This window comes from Helicobacter enhydrae (assembly GCF_001693335.1).
GTDB classification, from domain to species: Bacteria; Campylobacterota; Campylobacteria; order Campylobacterales; family Helicobacteraceae; genus Helicobacter_G; species Helicobacter_G enhydrae.
The window spans coordinates 794019-812894 of sequence record NZ_CP016503.1 but is presented as its reverse complement, the minus strand read 5'-3'; the positions used below and the strand labels follow the sequence as shown (position 1 = coordinate 812894).

Genomic DNA, 18876 nt, shown 5'->3' with positions numbered 1-18876 from the left:
TGCTTAATGTGTGTTTGGGGTGGAATGGATAAGAGAGTTCAAAAACTCTTCAAGATTGAACTTCTTGCGATGTTCTTCTGTGAAAATGTGGATCATAATCTCCCCCAAATCAGCAATAATCCAATCCTCACTTTCTTCCTCTGTCCCATAAAATGTTTCACCAAGTGGCTTGAGTTGGGTTTTGAGTGTGTCAAGCAACGCAAAGGAATGTTTGCCCACAAGTGCAGTTGCAATCACAACTACATCTGTAATGTATTCTTTGCCCTCCAAGCTAATCACTTCAATATTTTCAGCCTTTTTGTCATCCAAAATCTGTGTAATCCTTTGAACACGCGTTTGTAAATCAGTCATTGCAACCCTTTTCTTAAATATGTCATTGTATCTAGTGATGCCAAATCCCCTAGCTAAAGAGGGAATTCACGCTCTCATCATTGTTGATTCTGCGAATCACTTCTGCAAACAATGGAGTGACGCTAAGAATCTTGATTTTTGAAGATTGTGCAGGAAGTGGGATTGTGTCTGTGAGAACCACTTCATCCAAAGCACTCTCATTGATTCTCTTGATCGCTCCTCCGCTTAGCACCGCATGTGTTCCAAGTGCCATTACGCTTTTTGCACCGCGTTTTTTGAGCACATCTCCTGCCTTGCACATCGTCCCAGCAGTGTCAATCATATCATCAACCAAAATCACATCTTTTCCTTCCACTTCTCCGATGATGTTCATCACCTCGCTGATATTAGCCCGTTCTCGCTTTTTATCCACAATCACAAGATCAAGCCCTAGTTGATCGGCAAAATATCTCGCTCTGGCAACTCCTCCAATGTCTGGTGAAGCGATGACAGGTGCGGGGAGGTTTTTTTGTTTGATATAGTCGCGAAATACGATGGAGCCATAGAGGTTATCCACAGGAATATCAAAAAATCCTTGAATCTGCCCTGCGTGCAAATCCATTGTTACGATACGATTGACACCTGCTGTTTCTAGGAGATTGGCTACAAGTTTGGCAGTGATTGGCACTCTTGGAGCAGCTTTGCGATCTTGTCTTGCATAGCCAAAATAAGGAATGATAGCATTGATTGTGCGTGCTGAACTGCGTCTAAACGCATCAGTCATCACCAAAAGCTCCATTAGATTATCATTTGTTGGAGCACAAGTGGGCTGAATGATGAAAATATCTTTGCCTCGCACAGATTCTGTGATTTGCACGCTGATTTCTCCATCACTAAATTTGCCAATCATTGCATTTGCCAAAGGAATATCCAAAAACTTCGCAACCTCTTGACTAAAATCTTTGTAGGCAGTCCCAGTAAAAACCTTAAAATCTCGCATCATTAAATCCTTGTATTAAAATAACTGAAAGCATAAAACAATCTAACCTAAAACAAACTAAAATCTTCCAAAATCAGCCCAAATTTTGTTGCCCCAAAATATCAAACTTCTTCAAAAACGCTTCATCAACTTCTAGCAACCCCATTTTGCGTAATTTTTCAATCACTTTGGGAGAGCAGTTGGTGTCTTGGGGCCACTCTCGCAAATGCCCATCGCACTCTTCTTTGTCTGTCGCATCGATGTATAGCACTCCTTGATGAATCAATACATCGCGTTTGGCATCAATGTTGTTTGCCACCCTCCACACAAGCATATAGGGATTGCAAATATCGTTTTTCTCTGCATCAACGGCGACTACAATGCCTAGATGATTAGAGATCGGATAGAGTGATTGGAGCATAATGCGTTGATGATTTTTCTCTACAGCAATGACACAGATTGGCGTGTGTGTGTGGGTGAAATATTGGTGGATTTGTTGAGTTTGAGGGAGGAGGGAGGAGATTTTTTGCTCCAACTGCATATCATCAAGGATTTGCAAATCTGTGCGTTTGTATTCTGTTTCCAAAACCTCAAGCCCTAGTTTCCCCCCTTGTGCATAATGAGGCGAGGAGTGATCAAGGGCATCGCACACTCCCTCTGTGATCAATAGATGATCAGTGTTGAAGCGATTGAGGATGTATTCTGTGATTGCTGTGTAGTGTGTGAGTGGTGGGGAGGAGTGTGGGAGGAAGATTGCGTGTTTGACAAAACTCATCTGTCCTATTCCCCAAAAAGCGTGCATAAGTTGCTTGGAATGTGCGGGGTATTCTGGTCGTATTTGAGCCAAAATGAGATTGTGGAACACTCCATTTTCAGGCATATGATAATCCACCAATCCGTGTGTGGTGGTCTGAAGCAAGGGCAAAAATACGCGTTCTGTGAGATAGCCCATATATTTGTCTTCTAATGGGGGTTTGCCCACCACCGTGGCAGGAAATATGGGAGCATTTTTGCGTGTGATGGCACTCACTTCAAGCACAGGATAAGGTTCTATCGGCGTGTAATAGCCGGTATGATCGCCAAAGGGTCCTTCATCTTGAAGTGCATTCACATCAACCCAACCCTCAATCACAAAATCTGCATCATAGGGCACCGCAAGTGGATTGGTGAGGCATTGCACAAGTTGGGGATGTTTTTCTCTGATCAATCCATACAATGCAAGTTCAAAGGCTCCATAAGGCATAGGGGCTTGACCACACCAAGTATAGAGTGGATCACCTCCCAATGCGATACTCACAGGCATTTTTTGGTTGGCTTTTTTGTAATCGTGGAAAAAATGATTGGAATCTTTGTGGATTTGCCAATGCAGACCTAGATGTTTATCATCATAGACTTGCAAACGATATAAGCCTAGATTTTTCAACTCTCCATTGAGGCTTTGGGTATAGACTTGCCCCATCGTGATAAAAGCCCCACCATCAAGCTCCCAAGTCTTAAGCACAGGGAGGTTGAACAGCGAAGTTTCCCTAGATTCTTGACACATTGCTTTGCCTTTGTAGATTTTGGGGATGGCGTGTCTTAGTGCAAACAATTCCCGTGCTTTTGTGAGCTTTTGCATTAGGGTTTTGGGGGGATTGAGCTTGAGCAGGTTTTGGATTTGTTGGGCGATGTCTTGAGGATTTTTCTGGAGAATCAAAGAGAGAAGTTCAAAAGAGCCAAAAATATTAGTTAGCACGGGATAGTCGAGCTTTTGTTGATTCCTAATAGGGTGGGTGAAAAGCAGAGCTTTGGGATTGTGCTTCTTGACTTCGATATAAGAGAGATGAGGGATTTCAAGCTCAACATCAAGAGGGGTATCAATGATTTCGAGAAGATTGTGTTTTTGTGCCAAATGGATGAAGTTTTGCATAATCGACCTTGGGGTTGGTGTGTGGGGGTGGGGAGGAGCCTCCCCGAGCTTAAAACGCTAGACCTAGTGTCAGGCTTGTTGTGAGAAGTTCTAAATCAAGAGAGTGTCCGTTATCATTGCCTCCAGGGAAGTGAATGCCTGTTTTTTGCCAACTCCCATTGATGCCAAGGGTGAGAAATGGGATCAAAGGCACATCAAGCTTCGCACCAAAATTCACAGCCCAAGTGTCCTTGAGGCTTGAATCCCCACCATAACCGCGTGTGAAATGAGAATAACTTGCTCCAATGTAGGGAGTGAGATTGATAAGTGGGATTTGATAGCCAATCACCCCACCATATTGCAAGTTGCCAAATTTTACCTTATAGTCGATTGCTTCTATATCATTGAAGCGATTCTGTAGTTCTTCATAAGTCACCTGTGGGGCGATCATCAAGCCTCCGATCCCTAGCCACAAACGAGCGTAGCCACCATAGGCTAAATGATCTTTATCGGCAATCGACGCCTTGTGTCCGTTTTGAGTTACAATCAAATCACCCTTTTTGTATCCCACACTTCCTCCCAACTCCGGAGAGATCACAAAGAATCCGAGATTGATGGCACTTGCCACACTTGCCAAAAAGCCACTCATCAAGAGAGCTACTAACCATTGTTTTTTCATCGTTATACTCCGATAGATTGAAATTGATTCTTAAATCAAGAATAACTCTTAAATGTTATCACATTTTTTTGTTTGCTATAATCCTTGGATTAGAGAGTTTGATACACCTTGCAACATTTGGAAATGAAGTAGTCTTACAAAGGGCATTGTTAAATGAAAGAAATATTTTTTAATCGAGAATTGTCTTGGCTCAAATTCAATCAGCGTGTTTTAAACGAGAGTGAAAACCCAAACGAGCCTTTGCTTGAGCGTTTGAAATTTATCGCAATCTATGGAATCAACTTAGATGAGTTCTATATGATTCGCGTAGCAGGACTCAAAAAGCTCTACAATCAGGGGTTTGGTAAGATAGGGATTGATTTGATGACCCCCAAAGAGCAATTGCTCAAAATCGAGCAAGTGCTAAGAGAGCAGAAAAAGACTTTGGAAAAAAGCTATTTTCAAATCCGTGATGCTCTGAAAGATGAGGGGTTGCATATCCTTTCTTTTCAAGAACTTGGAGCAGAACAGAAAAAAAGGGCAGAAGAATATTTTTATGCAAACCTATATCCTGTGATTGTGCCTTTGGTGGTGGATTTTGTCCATCCATTTCCACATCTCAACAATTTGAGCTTTGGGATTGTGTTGCGTTTTCAAAACATCACAGATCCCCAAGTGTCCAAATTCGCCCTCATCAGAATCCCAAGATTTTTCCCGCGATTTGTTGAGGTGGGAGCGGGGCAGTTTGTCTTGTGTGAGAGTATCGTTGGAGAGTTTTCTAGAAGTATTTTTGAGGGCTATGATGTCAAAAGCTGGTGTCCTTTTAGAATCACGCGTAATGCAGATCTAGAGATTCAAGAAGAAGAGGCAGATGATTTTATCGAGTTGCTCAATGAGAGCCTCAAGGCAAGAAAAAATGGTGAGATCGTGAGGCTTCAAGTGGGCAGATATACAGATGAAGCTTTGCTCGATTTTTTGAAAACCCACATCCCCTTGCAAGATCAAGATATTTTCCAATATGACTTGCCTTTGAATCTTGGTGCATTGTGGGAGATTGTGACAGAAGTGCAATATCCGCATTTGCGTTCTCCTCATTTCCAGCCCGTTCTCCCCAAAAGTTTGCAAGATTGCGATATTTTTGAGGTGTTGGATCAAAGAGATGTGATGCTATTCCACCCTTATGAGAGTTTTGATCCTGTGGTGCAGTTGATCGAACAAGCAAGTTGCGATCCTGATGTTCTCTCTATCAAAATGACACTCTATCGCGTAGGCAAAGATTCTCCGATTGTTGAGGCATTGATACGGGCAGCAGAGCATAAGCAAGTCAATGTGCTTGTGGAGCTTAAAGCAAGGTTTGATGAAGAAAACAATTTGGAATGGGTCAAGGCTTTGGAGGAGGCAGGGGCACATGTGCTGTATGGGGCGACAGGGCTAAAAGTGCATTCCAAAATCGCTCTAGTGTTGAAACGCGATGCAAATATGGTGCGTGGGTATATCCATATTAGTACAGGCAATTACAATATCAAGAGTGCCAAAGTCTATACTGATGTGAGTTTGCTTAGCTCAAGAATGGAGCTAGTGGAAGATGGGGTGAAGTTTTTTCATTCCTTGTGTGCAGGGTTGGCTAATGAAACTAGGCTCAAAACAATCTTTATGGCACCTTTGCAAATCAAACAAGAGATGTTGAGATTGATCGCAGAGGAACAAAGGCAAGGGGAAAAAGGGGAGATGATTTTGAAAATGAATGCCCTAGTCGATGAAGACATCATCAACGCTCTTTGTGCAGCTTCTTGTAGTGGGGTGAAAATCACTTTGATTGTGAGGGGGATTTGTGCTTTGCGTCCGAAGCTTAGGGGGGTGAGTGAAAACATCCGCGTGATTTCAATCATAGGTAGGTTTTTGGAACACGCAAGGATTTATTATTTCAAACATAGCGGAGTTTTTTTCTCTAGTGCAGATATGATGACAAGGAATCTCCAAAGGCGTGTGGAGTTGCTTGTGCCTATTGAGGATGCAGAGTTTCATCAACGGCTTTTGGAGTTTTTGGAAATGCAGAGCCGAGACAATGTGGGGGCGTATGAGCTTGGAGAGGATGGGGAGTATAGCAAGATTCTTGGGGGAGATTATAGTTCGCAAAAAGAGCTTGAAAAGCTAATGCGTTCTATGCAGGGAAAATAAGTTGTTTCTTAGGCAATGTCAAAAAATGGTAGCATTGCAAAATAAAATCGTGGAGTGAGTGATGTATGGTTTCTTGAAAAATTTCATATTCCGATTTGATCCCGAATTTGATCATCGTATCGCCGAGTTTTTGCTCAAAAATGTCGTGCCATTGCCGTTGATTAGCGATTGTGTCGCAAGTCAATGTTGTTTTTTTGATGAGAGTTTGCGTAGCGAGGTGTTGGGTTTGCGATTTGCCAATCCTGTGGGGCTTTCTGCAGGATTTGACAAAAATGCCACAATGCTCAAAGGGCTTTCTACTTTGGGGTTTGGGTTTGCAGAAGTGGGGAGCGTGACTCTTCAAGCACAAGAGGGCAATCCAAAGCCACGGATTTTTCGCTTTGCTGATGAAGAAAGTTTGCAAAACTCTATGGGATTCAATAATGATGGTGCAGAAGTGATGATGCAACGCCTCAAAGCACTCCGTCCTTTTGTGTTGCCACTTGGGGTCAATCTAGGGAAAAACAAAGACGCTCAAGATGCCTTGAGCAATTTTGAGCAAAATTTGGACAAGCTTCAAGAGGTGGGGGATTTTTTCATTTTCAATCTCTCTTCGCCCAATACTCCAAATCTGCGTGATTTGCAAAATGAGGATTTTGTGGCTGAATTGTTTGCAATGGCGTGTGCAAAAACAAACAAACCGCTTTTGCTCAAAATCTGCCCAGACAATGAAATCACTCACTCTCTCAAAGTCGTTGAGCAAGCAATCAAAAGTGGAGCGAGTGGAATCGTCGCAACAAACACAACCAAAGACTATTCTTTGCTCAAAGCTCCCAAAGAAAGCGGTGGCGTGAGTGGCAAAGCATTGCGTAACAAAAGTCGCGAAGTGTTTTATGAACTAGCAAAAGCGTTTTTTGGCAAAACCACTTTGATTGCTTCAGGTGGGATTTTTGATGGTGAAGAGGCTTATGATAGGATCAAGATGGGGGCGTCTTTGGTTGAAGTTTATTCTGCATTGATTTTTGAGGGTCCTAGCGTGTGTGCTAGGATCAATCAAGAGATCTTGCGTCGATTAAAAAAAGATGGATTTTCCAATATTTCTGAAGCAGTCGGAGTGGATTTATGATGAAAAAATTATTTGTAGCGAGTGTTTTTGTATGTAGTTTGTATGCAGAGGGGTTTATCACGGATTTTTCTCAGGCAGGGGGTCAGTTGCAGCAGCCCCAAACTACGCAAGAAAAACCACAGAATCAACATCAAACAATCACACCACAAGAGGAGCAACCTTTGCAAATGACATCAGTGTTACCCAAATATTTTTCCAAAAAATTAGAGAATGGTTTGGAAGTCTATGTGATTCCTATCAAAAATGGCAGTTCTGTGATTGAAACCAATGTGTTTTATAAAGTCGGAAGTCGCAATGAGGTGATGGGGAAGAGCGGGATTGCTCACATGCTTGAGCATCTCAATTTCAAATCCACAGAAAATCTCAAAGCAGGTGAGTTTGATGAGATTGTCAAGAAGTTTGGAGGCTTGACAAATGCCTCAACAAGCTTTGATTATACGCGTTATTTTGTCAAGTCAAGTGCTAGAAATTTGGATAAATCTTTGGAGCTTTTTGCAGAATTGATGCAAAATCTCAACCTCAATGACGCAGAGTTCCAGCCTGAGCGAGATGTCGTGGCAGAGGAGCGTCGTTGGAGGACAGATAACTCTCCGATTGGTTATTTGTATTTTAGATTTTTCAATACAGCTTATATTTACCACCCTTATCATTGGACACCCATTGGGTTTATGGATGATATTAAAAATTGGAAAATTGAAGACATCAAAGAATTCCACAAAACCTATTATCAACCCCAAAACGCCATTATTGTGGTAGCAGGAGATATTGAGCCACAAGAAGTCTTTGATGGGGCACAGAAATATTTTGCTTCTATTCCAAATCACGCAGAGATCCCAGAGGTTTATACGATTGAGCCCAAGCAGGACGGGGCAAAGCATATCGAGATCAGCAAAGATTCCCAAATCCAATATTATGCCTTGGGTTACAAAATCCCAAACTTCAAGCACGAAGATCAGGTGGCTCTTGAGGTGATTAGCTATCTTTTGAGTGGTGGCAAAAGCTCTCTTTTGCACGCAGAGCTTGTGGATAAAAAGCAAGTCGCATCAGAGGCTTATGTCTATCCTATGCAATTGCGTGATGGCGGGGTGTTTTTAAGCATTATTGCAGGAAATTCAGATGTCAAAGCAGAGGTTTTGAGAGATGAGGTCCAAAACTTATTGCAACAACTCAAAGATGGCAAGATCTCCCAAAAAGATCTCCAAAAAGCCAAAATCAATATGCGTGCAGATTTTATCCGCAGTTTGGAAGATGCCTCCAGCGTGGCTTCAATGTTTGGGGAATATTTGGCAAAAGGGGATTTGGAGCCATTGCTCAATTATGAGCAAAAACTACAAGAGATCGATATGGCAAAAATTATTGATGTGGCAAACAAATATTTTGTCTTACACAATCAAACAAGTGCGATTTTGAGGAAATAATATGATCTCAGGAGCAATGAGTGCATTGATAACACCTTTTAAAAATGGAAAAGTGGATTATGCTACTTATGAGAGATTGATCCAAAGACAAGTCCGCCATGGAATGGATGCTTGTGTGCCTGTTGGCACAACTGGAGAATCCGCCACATTGTCACATCAAGAGCATATGGAGTGTATTGAAGTGGCAGTGAATGCATGCAAAGGCACTCAGATGAAAGTTTTGGCAGGGGCAGGGAGCAACTCCACACAAGAATCCATAGAACTTGCTCAATTTGCACAAAAAATCGGAGCCGATGGGATTTTGTGTGTCACGCCTTATTACAACAAGCCTACGCAAGAAGGCTTGTTTGAGCATTACAAAGCAGTGGCTCAAAGTGTGGAAATCCCATTGATGCTTTATAATGTTCCCGGACGCACGGGGGTCAATATCCAGATAGAAACAGCCTTGCGACTTTTGGAGATAGAAAATATTTTTGGTATCAAAGAGGCGACAGGAAGCCTTGAGCGTGTCGTAGGTATCCATAGAGAAGCCCCAAAAAGTGTGATCGCAAGTGGGGAGGATGCCATCAATTATCCGATTTTGGCAAGTGGGGGGAGTGCCGTGATTTCTGTGACAGGCAATTTGTTGCCTGATAAGATTGCAGATCTTACACATTGTGCGATGCGTGGCGAGTATCAAAAGAGTCGAGAAATCAATAGCACATTGTATCCGCTCAATCAAGCAATGTTTTGTGAAACCAATCCTGTTCCGGTGAAAACGGCAATGTTTTTGGCGGGATTGATAGAGGATTTGGAATTTCGCTTACCTTTGGTAAAATTAACCAAAGAAAATCTCTGTAAGTTGGAGAAAATTCTAGAAAAATATGAGGTGTTACAATGAAAGGAAAAACTTTAGTCATTAGTGGAGCAACAAGAGGGATAGGCAAAGCGATTTTGTATCGTTTTGCTCAAGAGGGTGTGAATGTTGCTTTTACATACAACAAAAATGAGGAGGAGGCACAGAAAATCGCTCAAGATCTTCAATCGCAATTTGGTATCAAAGCCAAATATTATCCCCTCAATGTGTTGGAGCCAGAGCAATATACAGAATTGTTTCAAGAGATTGACAAAGATTTTGATCGTGTAGATTTTTTTGTAAGCAATGCGATTATTTATGGGCGTAGCGTTGTGGGGGGATTTGCTCCGTTTATGCGTCTTAAGCCTAGAGGATTGAATAATATCTATACTGCCACAGTCCTTGCGTTTGTTGTGGGTGCTCAAGAAGCTGCCAAAAGGATGAAAGAAGTAGGTGGTGGAGCGATAGTATCATTGAGTTCTACAGGTAATCTTGTATATATGCCAAACTATGCTGGACATGGGAATTCCAAAAATGCAGTGGAAACTATGGTGAAATATGCTGCTACAGAGCTTGGCGAGTTTGGGATTCGCGTAAATGCAGTGAGTGGGGGACCGATTGACACAGACGCACTCAAAGCATTCCCTGATTATGATGAAGTCAAAGCCAAAGTTGAGGAGCAATCTCCTCTTGGTCGTATGGGACAGCCACAGGATTTGGCAGGGGCTTGTTATTTTCTCTGCGATGATTCACAAAGTGGGTGGCTTACAGGACAGACAATCATTATCGATGGTGGCACGACATTTCAATAATATGGGGTGGCAATGAGAAATATACCTAATGCTTTGACGATTTTTCGCATTTGCCTAGCTTTTTTGGTGATGGCAATTATTTTGTATATGGATTTATCAAGCGGCATTACGCGTTTTATGGCTTGTAGTGTGTTTTTTGTTGCAAGTGTTACAGATTTTTTTGATGGCTTTATTGCGAGGCGTTATGGTTTGCAATCAAGGTTTGGAGAGGTGTTTGATCCATTGGCAGACAAAATGCTAGTTTTGGGGGCTTTTATCGCATTGCTTGTGGTCAATCTAGCGAATCCTTGGGCGGTTTTTCTGATTTTTAGCCGTGAGTTTTTGATCACAGGGTTACGCACCGTGATGGCAAATACCAAAATCAGCCTTGCAGCTAATATGATGGGCAAAGTCAAATCCGTATCTCAATATTGGGCGATTGGGTGTTTGATCGCAAATATTTTGCCCGGAATGTGGAATGATTTCTTTTTGTGGCTTTCTGTTGTCCTAACAATCGTTTCTGGCTATAGCTATGTGCGTCAATATTTTAAAGAGTTTTAGAGATGATTTCAGCACTATTGGCGTTGTCATTTTTGATTTTTTTTCACGAATTGGGACATTTCCTCGTTGCGCGTTTTTTTGGGGTAAAAGTTGAGGTTTTTAGCATTGGCTTTGGCAAAAAGCTAGTGAGCAAAACGATTGGAGATACAGAATACGCCCTCTCTCTCATCCCTCTAGGTGGATATGTGAAAATGAAGGGGCAAAATGATTCTAATCCTTTGGAGCAATCTCAAGATGTAGATAGCTACACGAGCAAAACTCCTTTGCAGAGGATTTGTATCTTGCTTGCTGGTCCTTTGTTTAATATCTTGCTTGCATTTTTGATTTATTGTGGATTGGGGTATGGGGAGAGGCAGGTGCTTTTGCCCATTGTGGGTGAGGTGGAGCAGGGTTTCCCTGCAGAGCAAGCAGGAATCTTGAGTGGGGATAAGATCGTAGCGATCAATGGGCATTCTTTGCGTTCTTGGAATGATCTTGTGGAGAGTGTTTTGGCTTCCAAAGCGTTGCATATACAGGTGCAAAGAGATGGGAAAATGCTAGATTTTGAAGTGATACCTACACAAATGCAAAGGCGTAATATCTTTGGCGAAGAGCAAGAGGTGAATGTCATAGGGATCAAAGCTTCAAATCAGATCGGTTATGCACATTATGGGGTGGGAGAAGCGATTTATAATGGTTTGGTTTTGACTTGGAATAATAGCTTGTTGATTTTTGAGGGGATCAAAAAGCTGATTGTGGGTGTGGTGCCTACAAGTGAGGTGGGGGGTGTGGTGTCGATTGTGCAAGTGATGGACAAAGCGAGTGCAAGTGGCATTGTGAGTTTTTTGGCTTTGCTTGCATTGATTTCTATCAATTTGGGAGTTTTGAATCTATTGCCAATCCCTGCATTGGATGGTGGGCATATTGTGTTTAATCTTTATGAGCTTGTGAGCAAGAAGCCTCCGAGTGAAAAGGTTTTTTTGTATCTGACTTTGGGGGGATGGGCGATTTTGTTTGCTTTGATGAGTTTGGGGCTATATAATGATTTCAATCGCTTGTTACAGGAATAAGTATGAGTGGTTTGCAAAGTGTGATTGCCAAAATTGAGAAGGCGCGTCTAGCATACGATGCACACCAAATCATCAATCTTGTCGCAGTGAGCAAGTATTGGGAAACCTCACAAATCATCGAGCTTTATTCTCAAGGGCAACGCGCGTTTGGAGAAAACAAAGTGCAGGATTTGAAAACCAAACACCAATTGCTTGAGGCATATCCTTTGGAATGGCACTTCATCGGCAGAATCCAAGAAAACAAAATCAACGCATTGATTGATTTGAAGCCAAGTTTGATCCATTCTATCGAGAGCTTGAAACTTGCAGAGGCTTTTCAAAAAAGACTTCAAAGAAGTGGGATCTCTCAAAGAGTGTTGCTGCAAATCAATTCCTCTCAAGAGGAGAGCAAAGCAGGGGTGCATCCTCAAGAGGCAAAAGAAGTCTATCTTGCGATCAAAGAGAATTGCCCCAATTTGATTTTGGAAGGGGTGATGACTATCGGTGCACATACACAAGATCAAAGCGTGATTGCCAAAAGTTTTGAATGCACCCAAAAGATTTTTGATTCTTTGCCTAGTGCTTCAATCCTCTCTATGGGGATGAGCGGGGATTATGAACTCGCGATTGCCAATGGTGCAAACCTCTTGCGTATCGGAAGTGCGATCACTCCTTAAGCACACTTGCTAGGATCACGCCATCTACGCGTTTGGCAATCATTTCTGCAATCTCTTGCATATCATCGATGACAAAGAGGATTTGAGTATCCAAAAGATAATCTCTAGCAATTTCTTGAAGCTCAAAAAGAGAATGCGTGATGATGTATTTTGCTCCAAGATTGGCATAGATGACAAGATCGCTTGGTGTTGAAGCATAGAAGGCATAACACACTTGGTTTGTGTGGCAAAAGGTGGAGATGTGGAAATCCTCATCTTCTGTGCTAGAAAACCATACGATTTCATTTGCCAAAGTGTGATTGATGTCTTGGATCGAGTGGATTTTGACAAACTTAGGATAAGGGATTGCTTGATGTCCGATGATGAGCATTTAGTTTCCAAGCAAACAATTTTTGGAGCAGTAGTAGTGCCCGTTGGACAAAATCGCTTCTTTTTGAGAGATAAAAGTCTGACATTTGTGGCATTCAACCATTGTTTCATCATCTTGATTGGGGGTTGTGGGGCGTGGCGGTTTCCTCAAAAACCAAAACCACACAACACCAAAGAGCAATCCCAAAAATATAAGTGTTTTTAGCATTGTATCCTCCGATAGAAATAGATTCGCTGGGTGTTGGAAGCAAATAGCTCATTTGGTGCGATTTCTTCACCCTCAAGCTTGAGCTGACTGCCTTTATAAAACAAAAACGCACCTTTTGATTCAAGATGCTTCGCACTCATCGCAATCAAAAGTGGCGTTGAAGTAACGGCTCTTGAGGTGATGAGATCAACTTGTTGGGGTATTTTAGCATTTTGGAGGGTGGAATGAAAGATATGGACATTGGAGAGCTTGAGCTCAATGCAGAGCATTTTGAGAAAACTTGCCCTTTTGAGGCGTGGCTCTGTGAGATAAAACACGCTTTGGGGTTTGGCGATTGCAAGAGGGATTGCAGGGAAACCACAACCTGATCCAATGTCTAATGCGGTCTTGAAATCATCAATAAATTCTAGAGGATAGAGGCAGTCTGTGATGTTTTCTCGCACTTCTTCTGGGGTTTTTGCCCCTGTGAGATTATGGACTTGATTCCATTGGAGCAGAAGTTGGCTGTATCGTTGGAGTTTTGTAGTCATAGGATCAGCATTCCATCGCCATAGGAATAGAATCTGTATTGGGCTTGAATGGCTTCTTGATAGATTTCTAGACATTTTTTGCGTCCCACAAGTGAGCTTACAAGCATAATCAGCGTGGATTTGGGGAGATGGAAATTTGTCAGCAAGGCATTGATTTTTTGTGGGGGATTGTGTGGATGCAGAAACAAATCGCACTCTCCATAGATGTGGGATTGCGTGGTGTGCGTGGGGGGGTTGCGGTGGAGATATTCTACGACTCTTGCAGTCGTGGTGCCGATACATAAAATATGGGAGGCTTGAGTGATGTTGCGATAGCTTTCATTGCTAAGTGCGAAGCTTTCTGTGTGGATCTGATGATCTCGGATGTCTGGAGTTTGCACACTCAAAAATGTTCCTGCTCCTACATTAAGAGTCACAAAGCAGTGTTTGAAATGTTGGAGAATCTGATCGATTTGACTGAAATGCAATGAAGCTGTGGGTGCTGCCACAGAGCCTAAGTTTTTGGCAAAGACACTTTGATACTCTTGTGCGTCTAGTGGGCGATCTTGGCGTTTGATGTAGGGTGGCAAAGGAATGTGACCGATTTTCTCTATTTCACAAAGAAGCTCAGATGGAGAGATGGGGCGGGAATCTAGCTCAAAGCTTACGATTCTAAACCCATCTTCTAGCAATTCTTGCACTTGCAATGTGAGGTTTGGAGACAAAGAAATGGTTTGCCCCACTTTGACTCTGCCTTTGATTTGAACCAAGAATTGATGATGGGCAATGTGACGATGATAAAAAACTTCTACTTGCCCTCCGAGCGTGTGATCGGCGTGGATTTTGTTGCCATACATTCTGGCTTTGATGACTTTGGTGTCATTGAGGACAAAGAGCGTATCGCTTGGCACAAAATCATAGAAATGGAAAAAATCGCTATGAGTGATCGTGTCTTTTTGTCTGTCATAGACAAGGAGTTTCGCACTTTCTCTTGGCATTGCAGGGAAAGTGGCGATGAGGTTTGGTGGTAGATGATAATCATAGCTTGAGAGTTGCAAATCTATCATTCTTCTTCTTTGGAAGCGGGATTGACGCATTTGGCAATCAAGATAGATAGCCCATAAAGCCCCATCAGTGGGATCGCCATAAAGAATTGTGAGAGGACATCAGGAGGGGTGATCACCGCAGAGATGATGAAAATAATCACAATAGCGTATTTGAAAAATCCGATCAGGGTTTGATCTGTGATGAGCCCGACTTTTGCCAAAAAATAGCTCAATACAGGGAGCTCAAAGGCGATACCAAAACCAAGAATAAGTCGCGTAAAAAAAGTCACATAACTCTCCACGCTGATATTAGAATCAAATTGCGTATTTCCAAACATCAAAATATATTTAATCACAAAAGGAAACACGACAAAATAGGCGAAACTCGCACCAATGGCAAACATAATACTTGCAAAAAACACAAATGGCAAAACGACCATTTTTTCGTGCTTGTATAATCCGGGGGCGACAAAAAGCCACATCTGCCAAAAAATCACAGGCATTGAGATCACAAGAGAGGCAAAAAAACTGACTTTCATCGCTGTAAATACTCCCTCAGCAGGAGAGAGTTGCACAAGTTTGCCTTTGACACTTGAGGCAAACGCTTGATCTAGAGGCACTTTGATCAGTGCAAAAAGATATTCCCAAAATGAAAAACACAAGACAAAAACGACAATCAAAGTCAGCGATGAGATGACTAAGCGTTTGCGTAAATCTTGAATATGGGGTTTGAGATTTTCAAACATTTGTAGGATCCTTTTTGTAGCCAATTTCTTCAGGCTGATGTGGAGTGGTATGTGTTTGGTTGCTTTGTGAGCTTGGTGTGTTTGGCTCTTTTGGGAGAGGGGGCTTGGTATCTTGAGACACATCTAGAGGTGAGTCAAAGGTGTCAAATCTTGTATCGGCGTTGATCTCATCGAGGTTTTTGGCGATGGATTCTTTGTATTGCAAGGCTTCTTTTTTGAGTTCGGCGATATTTAGCTCTTGATCAATACTAGATTTTGCATCATCCATTGTTTTTTTGACTGCTCTAAAAAATTTCGCCAAATCAATCATCGCACCGGGAAGTTTCTCTGGTCCCAAAAAAATAATCGCAATCACAACCACCACAAAAATCTCAAAAAATCCCATTCCAAACATTAGTAAAAAGCCTTGAATAAAAATACTTCAAATTTTACACTAATCACATCAAGAAGTGCGAGAAGATTCTGATCGAAATGCCAAATTGGGTTGATTGAGATGGGAGTTTGTGGGAGATGTTTTGTTTTCGGTGGCTAGGGATTGCAAAATGAAGGTTTAAATACCTTTATAAATGTTGATTTATAAAGAAAGACTCAAGATCGCTTCAGAGGATTTTGTTGATCCTGTTTCAATAGATTTTTGCAAAGATTCTCTTGATTGATTTTGGTGTTATATCCAAACTCACATTCTTTTAGGCATTTTAATTTGTTTGAATATTTTATTGAGTGTAATTGACAGAAATTCCACTTTTGAGATTTTTGAAGCTTCAATATAAATTGAAAGAACGAAATATATTATCAGACTGACTCAAAGTTCCTAATAAAGTTTTAAGTTATCTTGGGTCTTAAAATTTAGCACATTTTCTAATGCCTTCTTGATACGCTCTTCCTCTTGGCTTTCTGTGGTGTTTAAACGCAAAAGGGGGATGTGATATTGCTGGCAAATCTTATTTTTGAGCCCATCGCGTCTTTTTTGTTTTTCTTGTGTGTGGAATGCATAGCCATCTACCTCAATGGCAAGCACAAGAGATTTATCCATAATATGATAGATAACAAAATCAAAATGACTCCCGTGCTGAATGAATCGCCTCTCTTCTTCATCGGTGTGATGAGGGGTAATGAGGTTGGCAAGTGGGACATAAGAGACAATATCAAGCATTCCTTTATAGTGATTCTCTAATACCCTTTGAATCACAATATAAACAAGATTTTCAGAATCAAATGCCGAAATTCTTTTCCTGCCTTTGAGATAATCCTCTCTTGCTTTTGCATTGGCTTTATACAAAAGATCAAAGATGGATTTGATATTGCTTGTTTTAATTTCTCCCTTATGATAGGTGATATATCTCACAAAATCACTAACATTGCTTTGTGTCTGTGTGAATGTTTTGGAAGTGATAAGAATAAATCTTTTCTTTGCTCTTGTGATTGCGACATTGAGGAGTTTGGGATCATCAATGAAGGGATTATTTTCATTGGCTGTTGTTGTGAGAATAATTACTTCTTTTTCTCTGCCTTGATAACTATGAACGGTATCGACTTGAATCTCTAAAGAAGCATATTTTTTGATACACTCATTAATACAAGCAACCTGCTCTCTATAGGGTGCAATAATGCCTATATCATTAGGTGGGTATTTTAGTTTGGGCAATACTTCATTGCAAACAACATCGGCTTCTCTTTGATTGTGCATTCCTCTAGCGTGATTACCCCTCTCTGTATAAATAACTTCTAAAGCTGGTTCATCTTCTCTTTCATCACTAAGAATAACAAGTTCATTACCATAGAATCTTTTATTGCAGAAATTAATGATTTTAGGATGGCAACGATAATGCTCCTTAAGTAATGTTTTGGGGAGATTGGTAAATGATGCAATGATAGAGCTTAAAAAAGAATGAGAAAGATAATGGAAATTTTGTGGGAGTGTGTAGTTTTTCTCAATGGCTTTAATTTTGTCGCAATCTTGGCTAGTGATGACATTGGGCAATTGCTTGCTATCCCCTACAACCACGATATTTTTAGCACACAGCAATGCTAGAGAACCTGTCACCAAATCCACTTGGGAGGATTCATCAACAATAATATAATCTAATAAAAACTCCCTAAAGTCAAAACAACGCCTAATAGAATGTGTGGTGCTAAAAATAATAGGATAGTTTTTGCAAAATTCTTGTGGTTTGCTATAAATCTGTTTTTCATCAAAACTTGGGGGTTTTTGGTAGTTATTTTTGAGATAAGAAAATAAGAGTGTTTTGGAGATAGAGGTGAGTTTTTTGAGAATATCTTGCTTTTGAAGCTTTTTGAGTTTATCAGCATTCCTGCTTAAATCCTCTTCTATCTCTCTGATTTTTTGCTTATAATAGGCATATTCAAAAGCTCTGGTTATTTCCTCTGGTGATTGCTTGTAAAATGCCCAATTTCCTATACGCCCAATAAAGCATAATTTGCACACAAGCAAAAATCTCAAGAATCTATATTTGCATTCTTGTAATGCAATTTTGGAGAGGAGAAGTTTCTTGGAATGTTTTTGTAATTTTGTAACATAGAGGGGTGGGAGGGGCATTTGATTTTTGAAATATTTAAACTCAAGTTCAAGCTCATAGAGTAGATTTTTTTGGAGTGCAATATGCTCTTGGAGATGAAAGATTTCTTGCACTTTAATATTAAGATCTTGAAGTTTTTGATGTTCTTTATCCCTTTGTGCCTTGCCAAGCCTCTGTATATCATTTAAAATATATGGTGTGCTTTTATCTTGCATCTCAATAAAACTCTCAACATTTTCTTTTTTGCCAAGATTTGCACATAAATACTCCAGCCCCTCCTGCTCTAATTTTTCAAACACATTTCTTGTAGCACTATTATTGTTAGAAAGCACAGCGACATTTTTACCTTCATAGAGAATATTGGCAATGATATTGAGGATACTTTGGGTTTTACCAGTTCCAGGAGGTCCCTCAATCACGCTAATTTGAGATTTCATCGCATTTTGGATAGCAAAAAATTGAGAAATATTAAGTCCAAATGGAGAGAGAGTTAAAGCTATTTCTCTGCTTTGGATGGGCAATCTATTAAGATAAGGATAAAAGGCACACTTTTTTGACATATCTTTGATTTTGCTATAGAAGTCTTGAAGCATAGTGGGCTTTTGATCGTCAGTGTTAGAAGGTTCATCAGGTTTTTCAGGCTTTATACCCACAATGCCTGCAATTTCTTGGAGATACTCAAAATATGAGCTATTTGCATTGTCCTTTTTGACTGGCATATCTTTATAGCAAATCAATCGAATCTCTCCATCAAAGAAAAACACCTTGCAATAGTTATCAAAGCGTAGAATTTTCTTGACATTGAAAAAATCAAAATTTTCTCTATCAAGTGTCTTTGGGTTTGCAAGAAAGACAATGCTAGATTCTTTATAATAATAGGATTTGGGGGAATTTAAAAAACACACTTCAAATTTATCATCAATAAGATTGATACTCTTGATTTCTGTTGTTTTATCCTCATTTTTAATAAGAACAAGAAATTTTTCAATATCCATCATCGCCTCATTGCATTT

19 protein-coding genes are annotated in these 18876 nt (G+C 40.8%); 8 read left to right on the top strand and 11 right to left on the bottom strand.

Annotation, left to right across the window (positions count from 1 at the left end):
- Positions 1-3: 3 nt before the first annotated feature.
- The 4 genes from rsfS to BBW65_RS03725 form a co-directional block, all read right to left on the bottom strand.
- Entirely contained in the window at positions 4-351 is a 348-nt protein-coding gene (rsfS, locus tag BBW65_RS03740; protein WP_066339920.1) for a ribosome silencing factor, read from the bottom strand.
- Between the two features lie 49 nt (positions 352-400).
- Positions 401-1330: a ribose-phosphate pyrophosphokinase gene (locus BBW65_RS03735; protein WP_066339917.1), complete on the bottom strand. Its 930-nt coding sequence runs from the start codon at positions 1328-1330 to the stop codon at positions 401-403.
- Between the two features lie 73 nt (positions 1331-1403).
- On the bottom strand, positions 1404-3218 hold the full coding sequence (locus tag BBW65_RS03730) for a menaquinone biosynthesis decarboxylase (RefSeq protein WP_066339914.1): 1815 nt from the start codon (positions 3216-3218) through the stop codon (positions 1404-1406).
- A gap of 49 nt (positions 3219-3267) precedes the next feature.
- Positions 3268-3876, bottom strand: coding sequence for a hypothetical protein (locus BBW65_RS03725; protein WP_066339911.1), 609 nt, complete (start codon positions 3874-3876; stop codon positions 3268-3270).
- Between the two features lie 153 nt (positions 3877-4029).
- Between BBW65_RS03725 and ppk1 the strand changes: the two genes are divergently transcribed.
- The 8 genes from ppk1 (at position 4030) to BBW65_RS03685 (ending at position 12448) form a co-directional block, all read left to right on the top strand.
- Positions 4030-6033 carry a polyphosphate kinase 1 gene (gene ppk1, locus BBW65_RS03720; protein WP_066339909.1) on the top strand — a complete coding sequence of 668 codons (2004 nt, stop codon included), beginning with the start codon at positions 4030-4032 and terminating at the stop codon, positions 6031-6033.
- A 58-nt stretch (positions 6034-6091) separates the two neighbouring features.
- Positions 6092-7138 (top strand): dihydroorotate dehydrogenase (quinone), encoded by a 1047-nt coding sequence (gene pyrD / locus BBW65_RS03715; protein WP_066339892.1) that lies wholly within the window; start codon positions 6092-6094, stop codon positions 7136-7138.
- Between the two features lie 167 nt (positions 7139-7305).
- Complete coding sequence (locus tag BBW65_RS03710; protein ID WP_066341798.1) at positions 7306-8556, top strand: M16 family metallopeptidase; 1251 nt, start codon at positions 7306-7308, stop codon at positions 8554-8556.
- A 1-nt stretch (position 8557) separates the two neighbouring features.
- Positions 8558-9436, top strand: coding sequence for a 4-hydroxy-tetrahydrodipicolinate synthase (gene dapA, locus BBW65_RS03705; RefSeq protein ID WP_066339890.1), 879 nt, complete (start codon positions 8558-8560; stop codon positions 9434-9436).
- Positions 9433-10203: an enoyl-ACP reductase gene (locus BBW65_RS03700; protein ID WP_066339888.1), complete on the top strand. Its 771-nt coding sequence runs from the start codon at positions 9433-9435 to the stop codon at positions 10201-10203. Before dapA ends, BBW65_RS03700 begins: the two co-directional genes overlap by 4 nt.
- Before the next feature lie 12 nt (positions 10204-10215).
- On the top strand, positions 10216-10743 hold the full coding sequence (gene pgsA / locus BBW65_RS03695) for a CDP-diacylglycerol--glycerol-3-phosphate 3-phosphatidyltransferase (RefSeq protein ID WP_066339884.1): 528 nt from the start codon (positions 10216-10218) through the stop codon (positions 10741-10743).
- Between the two features lie 2 nt (positions 10744-10745).
- Positions 10746-11792 carry an RIP metalloprotease RseP gene (gene rseP / locus BBW65_RS03690; RefSeq protein WP_066339881.1) on the top strand — a complete coding sequence of 349 codons (1047 nt, stop codon included), beginning with the start codon at positions 10746-10748 and terminating at the stop codon, positions 11790-11792.
- 2 nt (positions 11793-11794) lie between these two features.
- Complete coding sequence (locus BBW65_RS03685; RefSeq protein WP_066339877.1) at positions 11795-12448, top strand: YggS family pyridoxal phosphate-dependent enzyme; 654 nt, start codon at positions 11795-11797, stop codon at positions 12446-12448.
- On the opposite strand, the gene BBW65_RS03680 is transcribed toward BBW65_RS03685, so the two are convergent.
- The 7 genes from BBW65_RS03680 to BBW65_RS03650 all read right to left on the bottom strand — a co-directional run bounded on the left by BBW65_RS03680 (position 12438) and on the right by BBW65_RS03650 (position 18861).
- Positions 12438-12818: a hypothetical protein gene (locus BBW65_RS03680; RefSeq protein WP_066339875.1), complete on the bottom strand. Its 381-nt coding sequence runs from the start codon at positions 12816-12818 to the stop codon at positions 12438-12440. The two genes, BBW65_RS03685 and BBW65_RS03680, sit on opposite strands and share 11 nt — an antisense overlap.
- On the bottom strand, positions 12819-13025 hold the full coding sequence (locus BBW65_RS03675; RefSeq protein ID WP_066339873.1) for a PP0621 family protein: 207 nt from the start codon (positions 13023-13025) through the stop codon (positions 12819-12821). It abuts the gene before it with no gap.
- Positions 13019-13555: a 16S rRNA (guanine(527)-N(7))-methyltransferase RsmG gene (gene rsmG, locus BBW65_RS03670; RefSeq protein ID WP_066339869.1), complete on the bottom strand. Its 537-nt coding sequence runs from the start codon at positions 13553-13555 to the stop codon at positions 13019-13021. The genes BBW65_RS03675 and rsmG overlap by 7 nt, the downstream gene beginning before the upstream one ends.
- Positions 13552-14601, bottom strand: coding sequence for a tRNA preQ1(34) S-adenosylmethionine ribosyltransferase-isomerase QueA (gene queA, locus BBW65_RS03665; RefSeq protein ID WP_066339865.1), 1050 nt, complete (start codon positions 14599-14601; stop codon positions 13552-13554). Before queA ends, rsmG begins: the two co-directional genes overlap by 4 nt.
- Positions 14598-15326 carry a twin-arginine translocase subunit TatC gene (gene tatC, locus BBW65_RS03660; RefSeq protein ID WP_066339863.1) on the bottom strand — a complete coding sequence of 243 codons (729 nt, stop codon included), beginning with the start codon at positions 15324-15326 and terminating at the stop codon, positions 14598-14600. The genes queA and tatC overlap by 4 nt, the downstream gene beginning before the upstream one ends.
- On the bottom strand, positions 15319-15720 hold the full coding sequence (tatB, locus tag BBW65_RS03655) for a Sec-independent protein translocase protein TatB (protein WP_066339861.1): 402 nt from the start codon (positions 15718-15720) through the stop codon (positions 15319-15321). Before tatB ends, tatC begins: the two co-directional genes overlap by 8 nt.
- Before the next feature lie 417 nt (positions 15721-16137).
- Positions 16138-18861, bottom strand: a complete 2724-nt coding sequence (locus tag BBW65_RS03650) for an AAA domain-containing protein (RefSeq protein ID WP_233702111.1) — start codon at positions 18859-18861, stop codon at positions 16138-16140.
- Between the last annotated feature and the right edge of the window lie 15 nt (positions 18862-18876).

What these genes read in the sequence shown, in the direction of transcription:
- ppk1 (WP_066339909.1), top strand. Translation starts at nt 4,030, where the DNA reads ATGAAAGAAATATTTTTTAATCGAGAATTGTCTTGGCTCAAATTCAAT.
- rsfS (WP_066339920.1), bottom strand. Translation starts at nt 351, where the DNA reads ATGACTGATTTACAAACGCGTGTTCAAAGGATTACACAGATTTTGGAT.
- queA (WP_066339865.1), bottom strand. Translation starts at nt 14,601, where the DNA reads ATGATAGATTTGCAACTCTCAAGCTATGATTATCATCTACCACCAAAC.
- BBW65_RS03710 (WP_066341798.1), top strand. Translation starts at nt 7,306, where the DNA reads ATGACATCAGTGTTACCCAAATATTTTTCCAAAAAATTAGAGAATGGT.
- BBW65_RS03685 (WP_066339877.1), top strand. Translation starts at nt 11,795, where the DNA reads ATGAGTGGTTTGCAAAGTGTGATTGCCAAAATTGAGAAGGCGCGTCTA.
- rsmG (WP_066339869.1), bottom strand. Translation starts at nt 13,555, where the DNA reads ATGACTACAAAACTCCAACGATACAGCCAACTTCTGCTCCAATGGAAT.
- BBW65_RS03725 (WP_066339911.1), bottom strand. Translation starts at nt 3,876, where the DNA reads ATGAAAAAACAATGGTTAGTAGCTCTCTTGATGAGTGGCTTTTTGGCA.
- BBW65_RS03650 (WP_233702111.1), bottom strand. Translation starts at nt 18,861, where the DNA reads ATGATGGATATTGAAAAATTTCTTGTTCTTATTAAAAATGAGGATAAA.
- tatC (WP_066339863.1), bottom strand. Translation starts at nt 15,326, where the DNA reads ATGTTTGAAAATCTCAAACCCCATATTCAAGATTTACGCAAACGCTTA.
- pgsA (WP_066339884.1), top strand. Translation starts at nt 10,216, where the DNA reads ATGAGAAATATACCTAATGCTTTGACGATTTTTCGCATTTGCCTAGCT.
- tatB (WP_066339861.1), bottom strand. Translation starts at nt 15,720, where the DNA reads ATGTTTGGAATGGGATTTTTTGAGATTTTTGTGGTGGTTGTGATTGCG.
- BBW65_RS03730 (WP_066339914.1), bottom strand. Translation starts at nt 3,218, where the DNA reads ATGCAAAACTTCATCCATTTGGCACAAAAACACAATCTTCTCGAAATC.
- BBW65_RS03700 (WP_066339888.1), top strand. Translation starts at nt 9,433, where the DNA reads ATGAAAGGAAAAACTTTAGTCATTAGTGGAGCAACAAGAGGGATAGGC.
- BBW65_RS03675 (WP_066339873.1), bottom strand. Translation starts at nt 13,025, where the DNA reads ATGCTAAAAACACTTATATTTTTGGGATTGCTCTTTGGTGTTGTGTGG.
- BBW65_RS03735 (WP_066339917.1), bottom strand. Translation starts at nt 1,330, where the DNA reads ATGCGAGATTTTAAGGTTTTTACTGGGACTGCCTACAAAGATTTTAGT.
- rseP (WP_066339881.1), top strand. Translation starts at nt 10,746, where the DNA reads ATGATTTCAGCACTATTGGCGTTGTCATTTTTGATTTTTTTTCACGAA.
- BBW65_RS03680 (WP_066339875.1), bottom strand. Translation starts at nt 12,818, where the DNA reads ATGCTCATCATCGGACATCAAGCAATCCCTTATCCTAAGTTTGTCAAA.
- dapA (WP_066339890.1), top strand. Translation starts at nt 8,558, where the DNA reads ATGATCTCAGGAGCAATGAGTGCATTGATAACACCTTTTAAAAATGGA.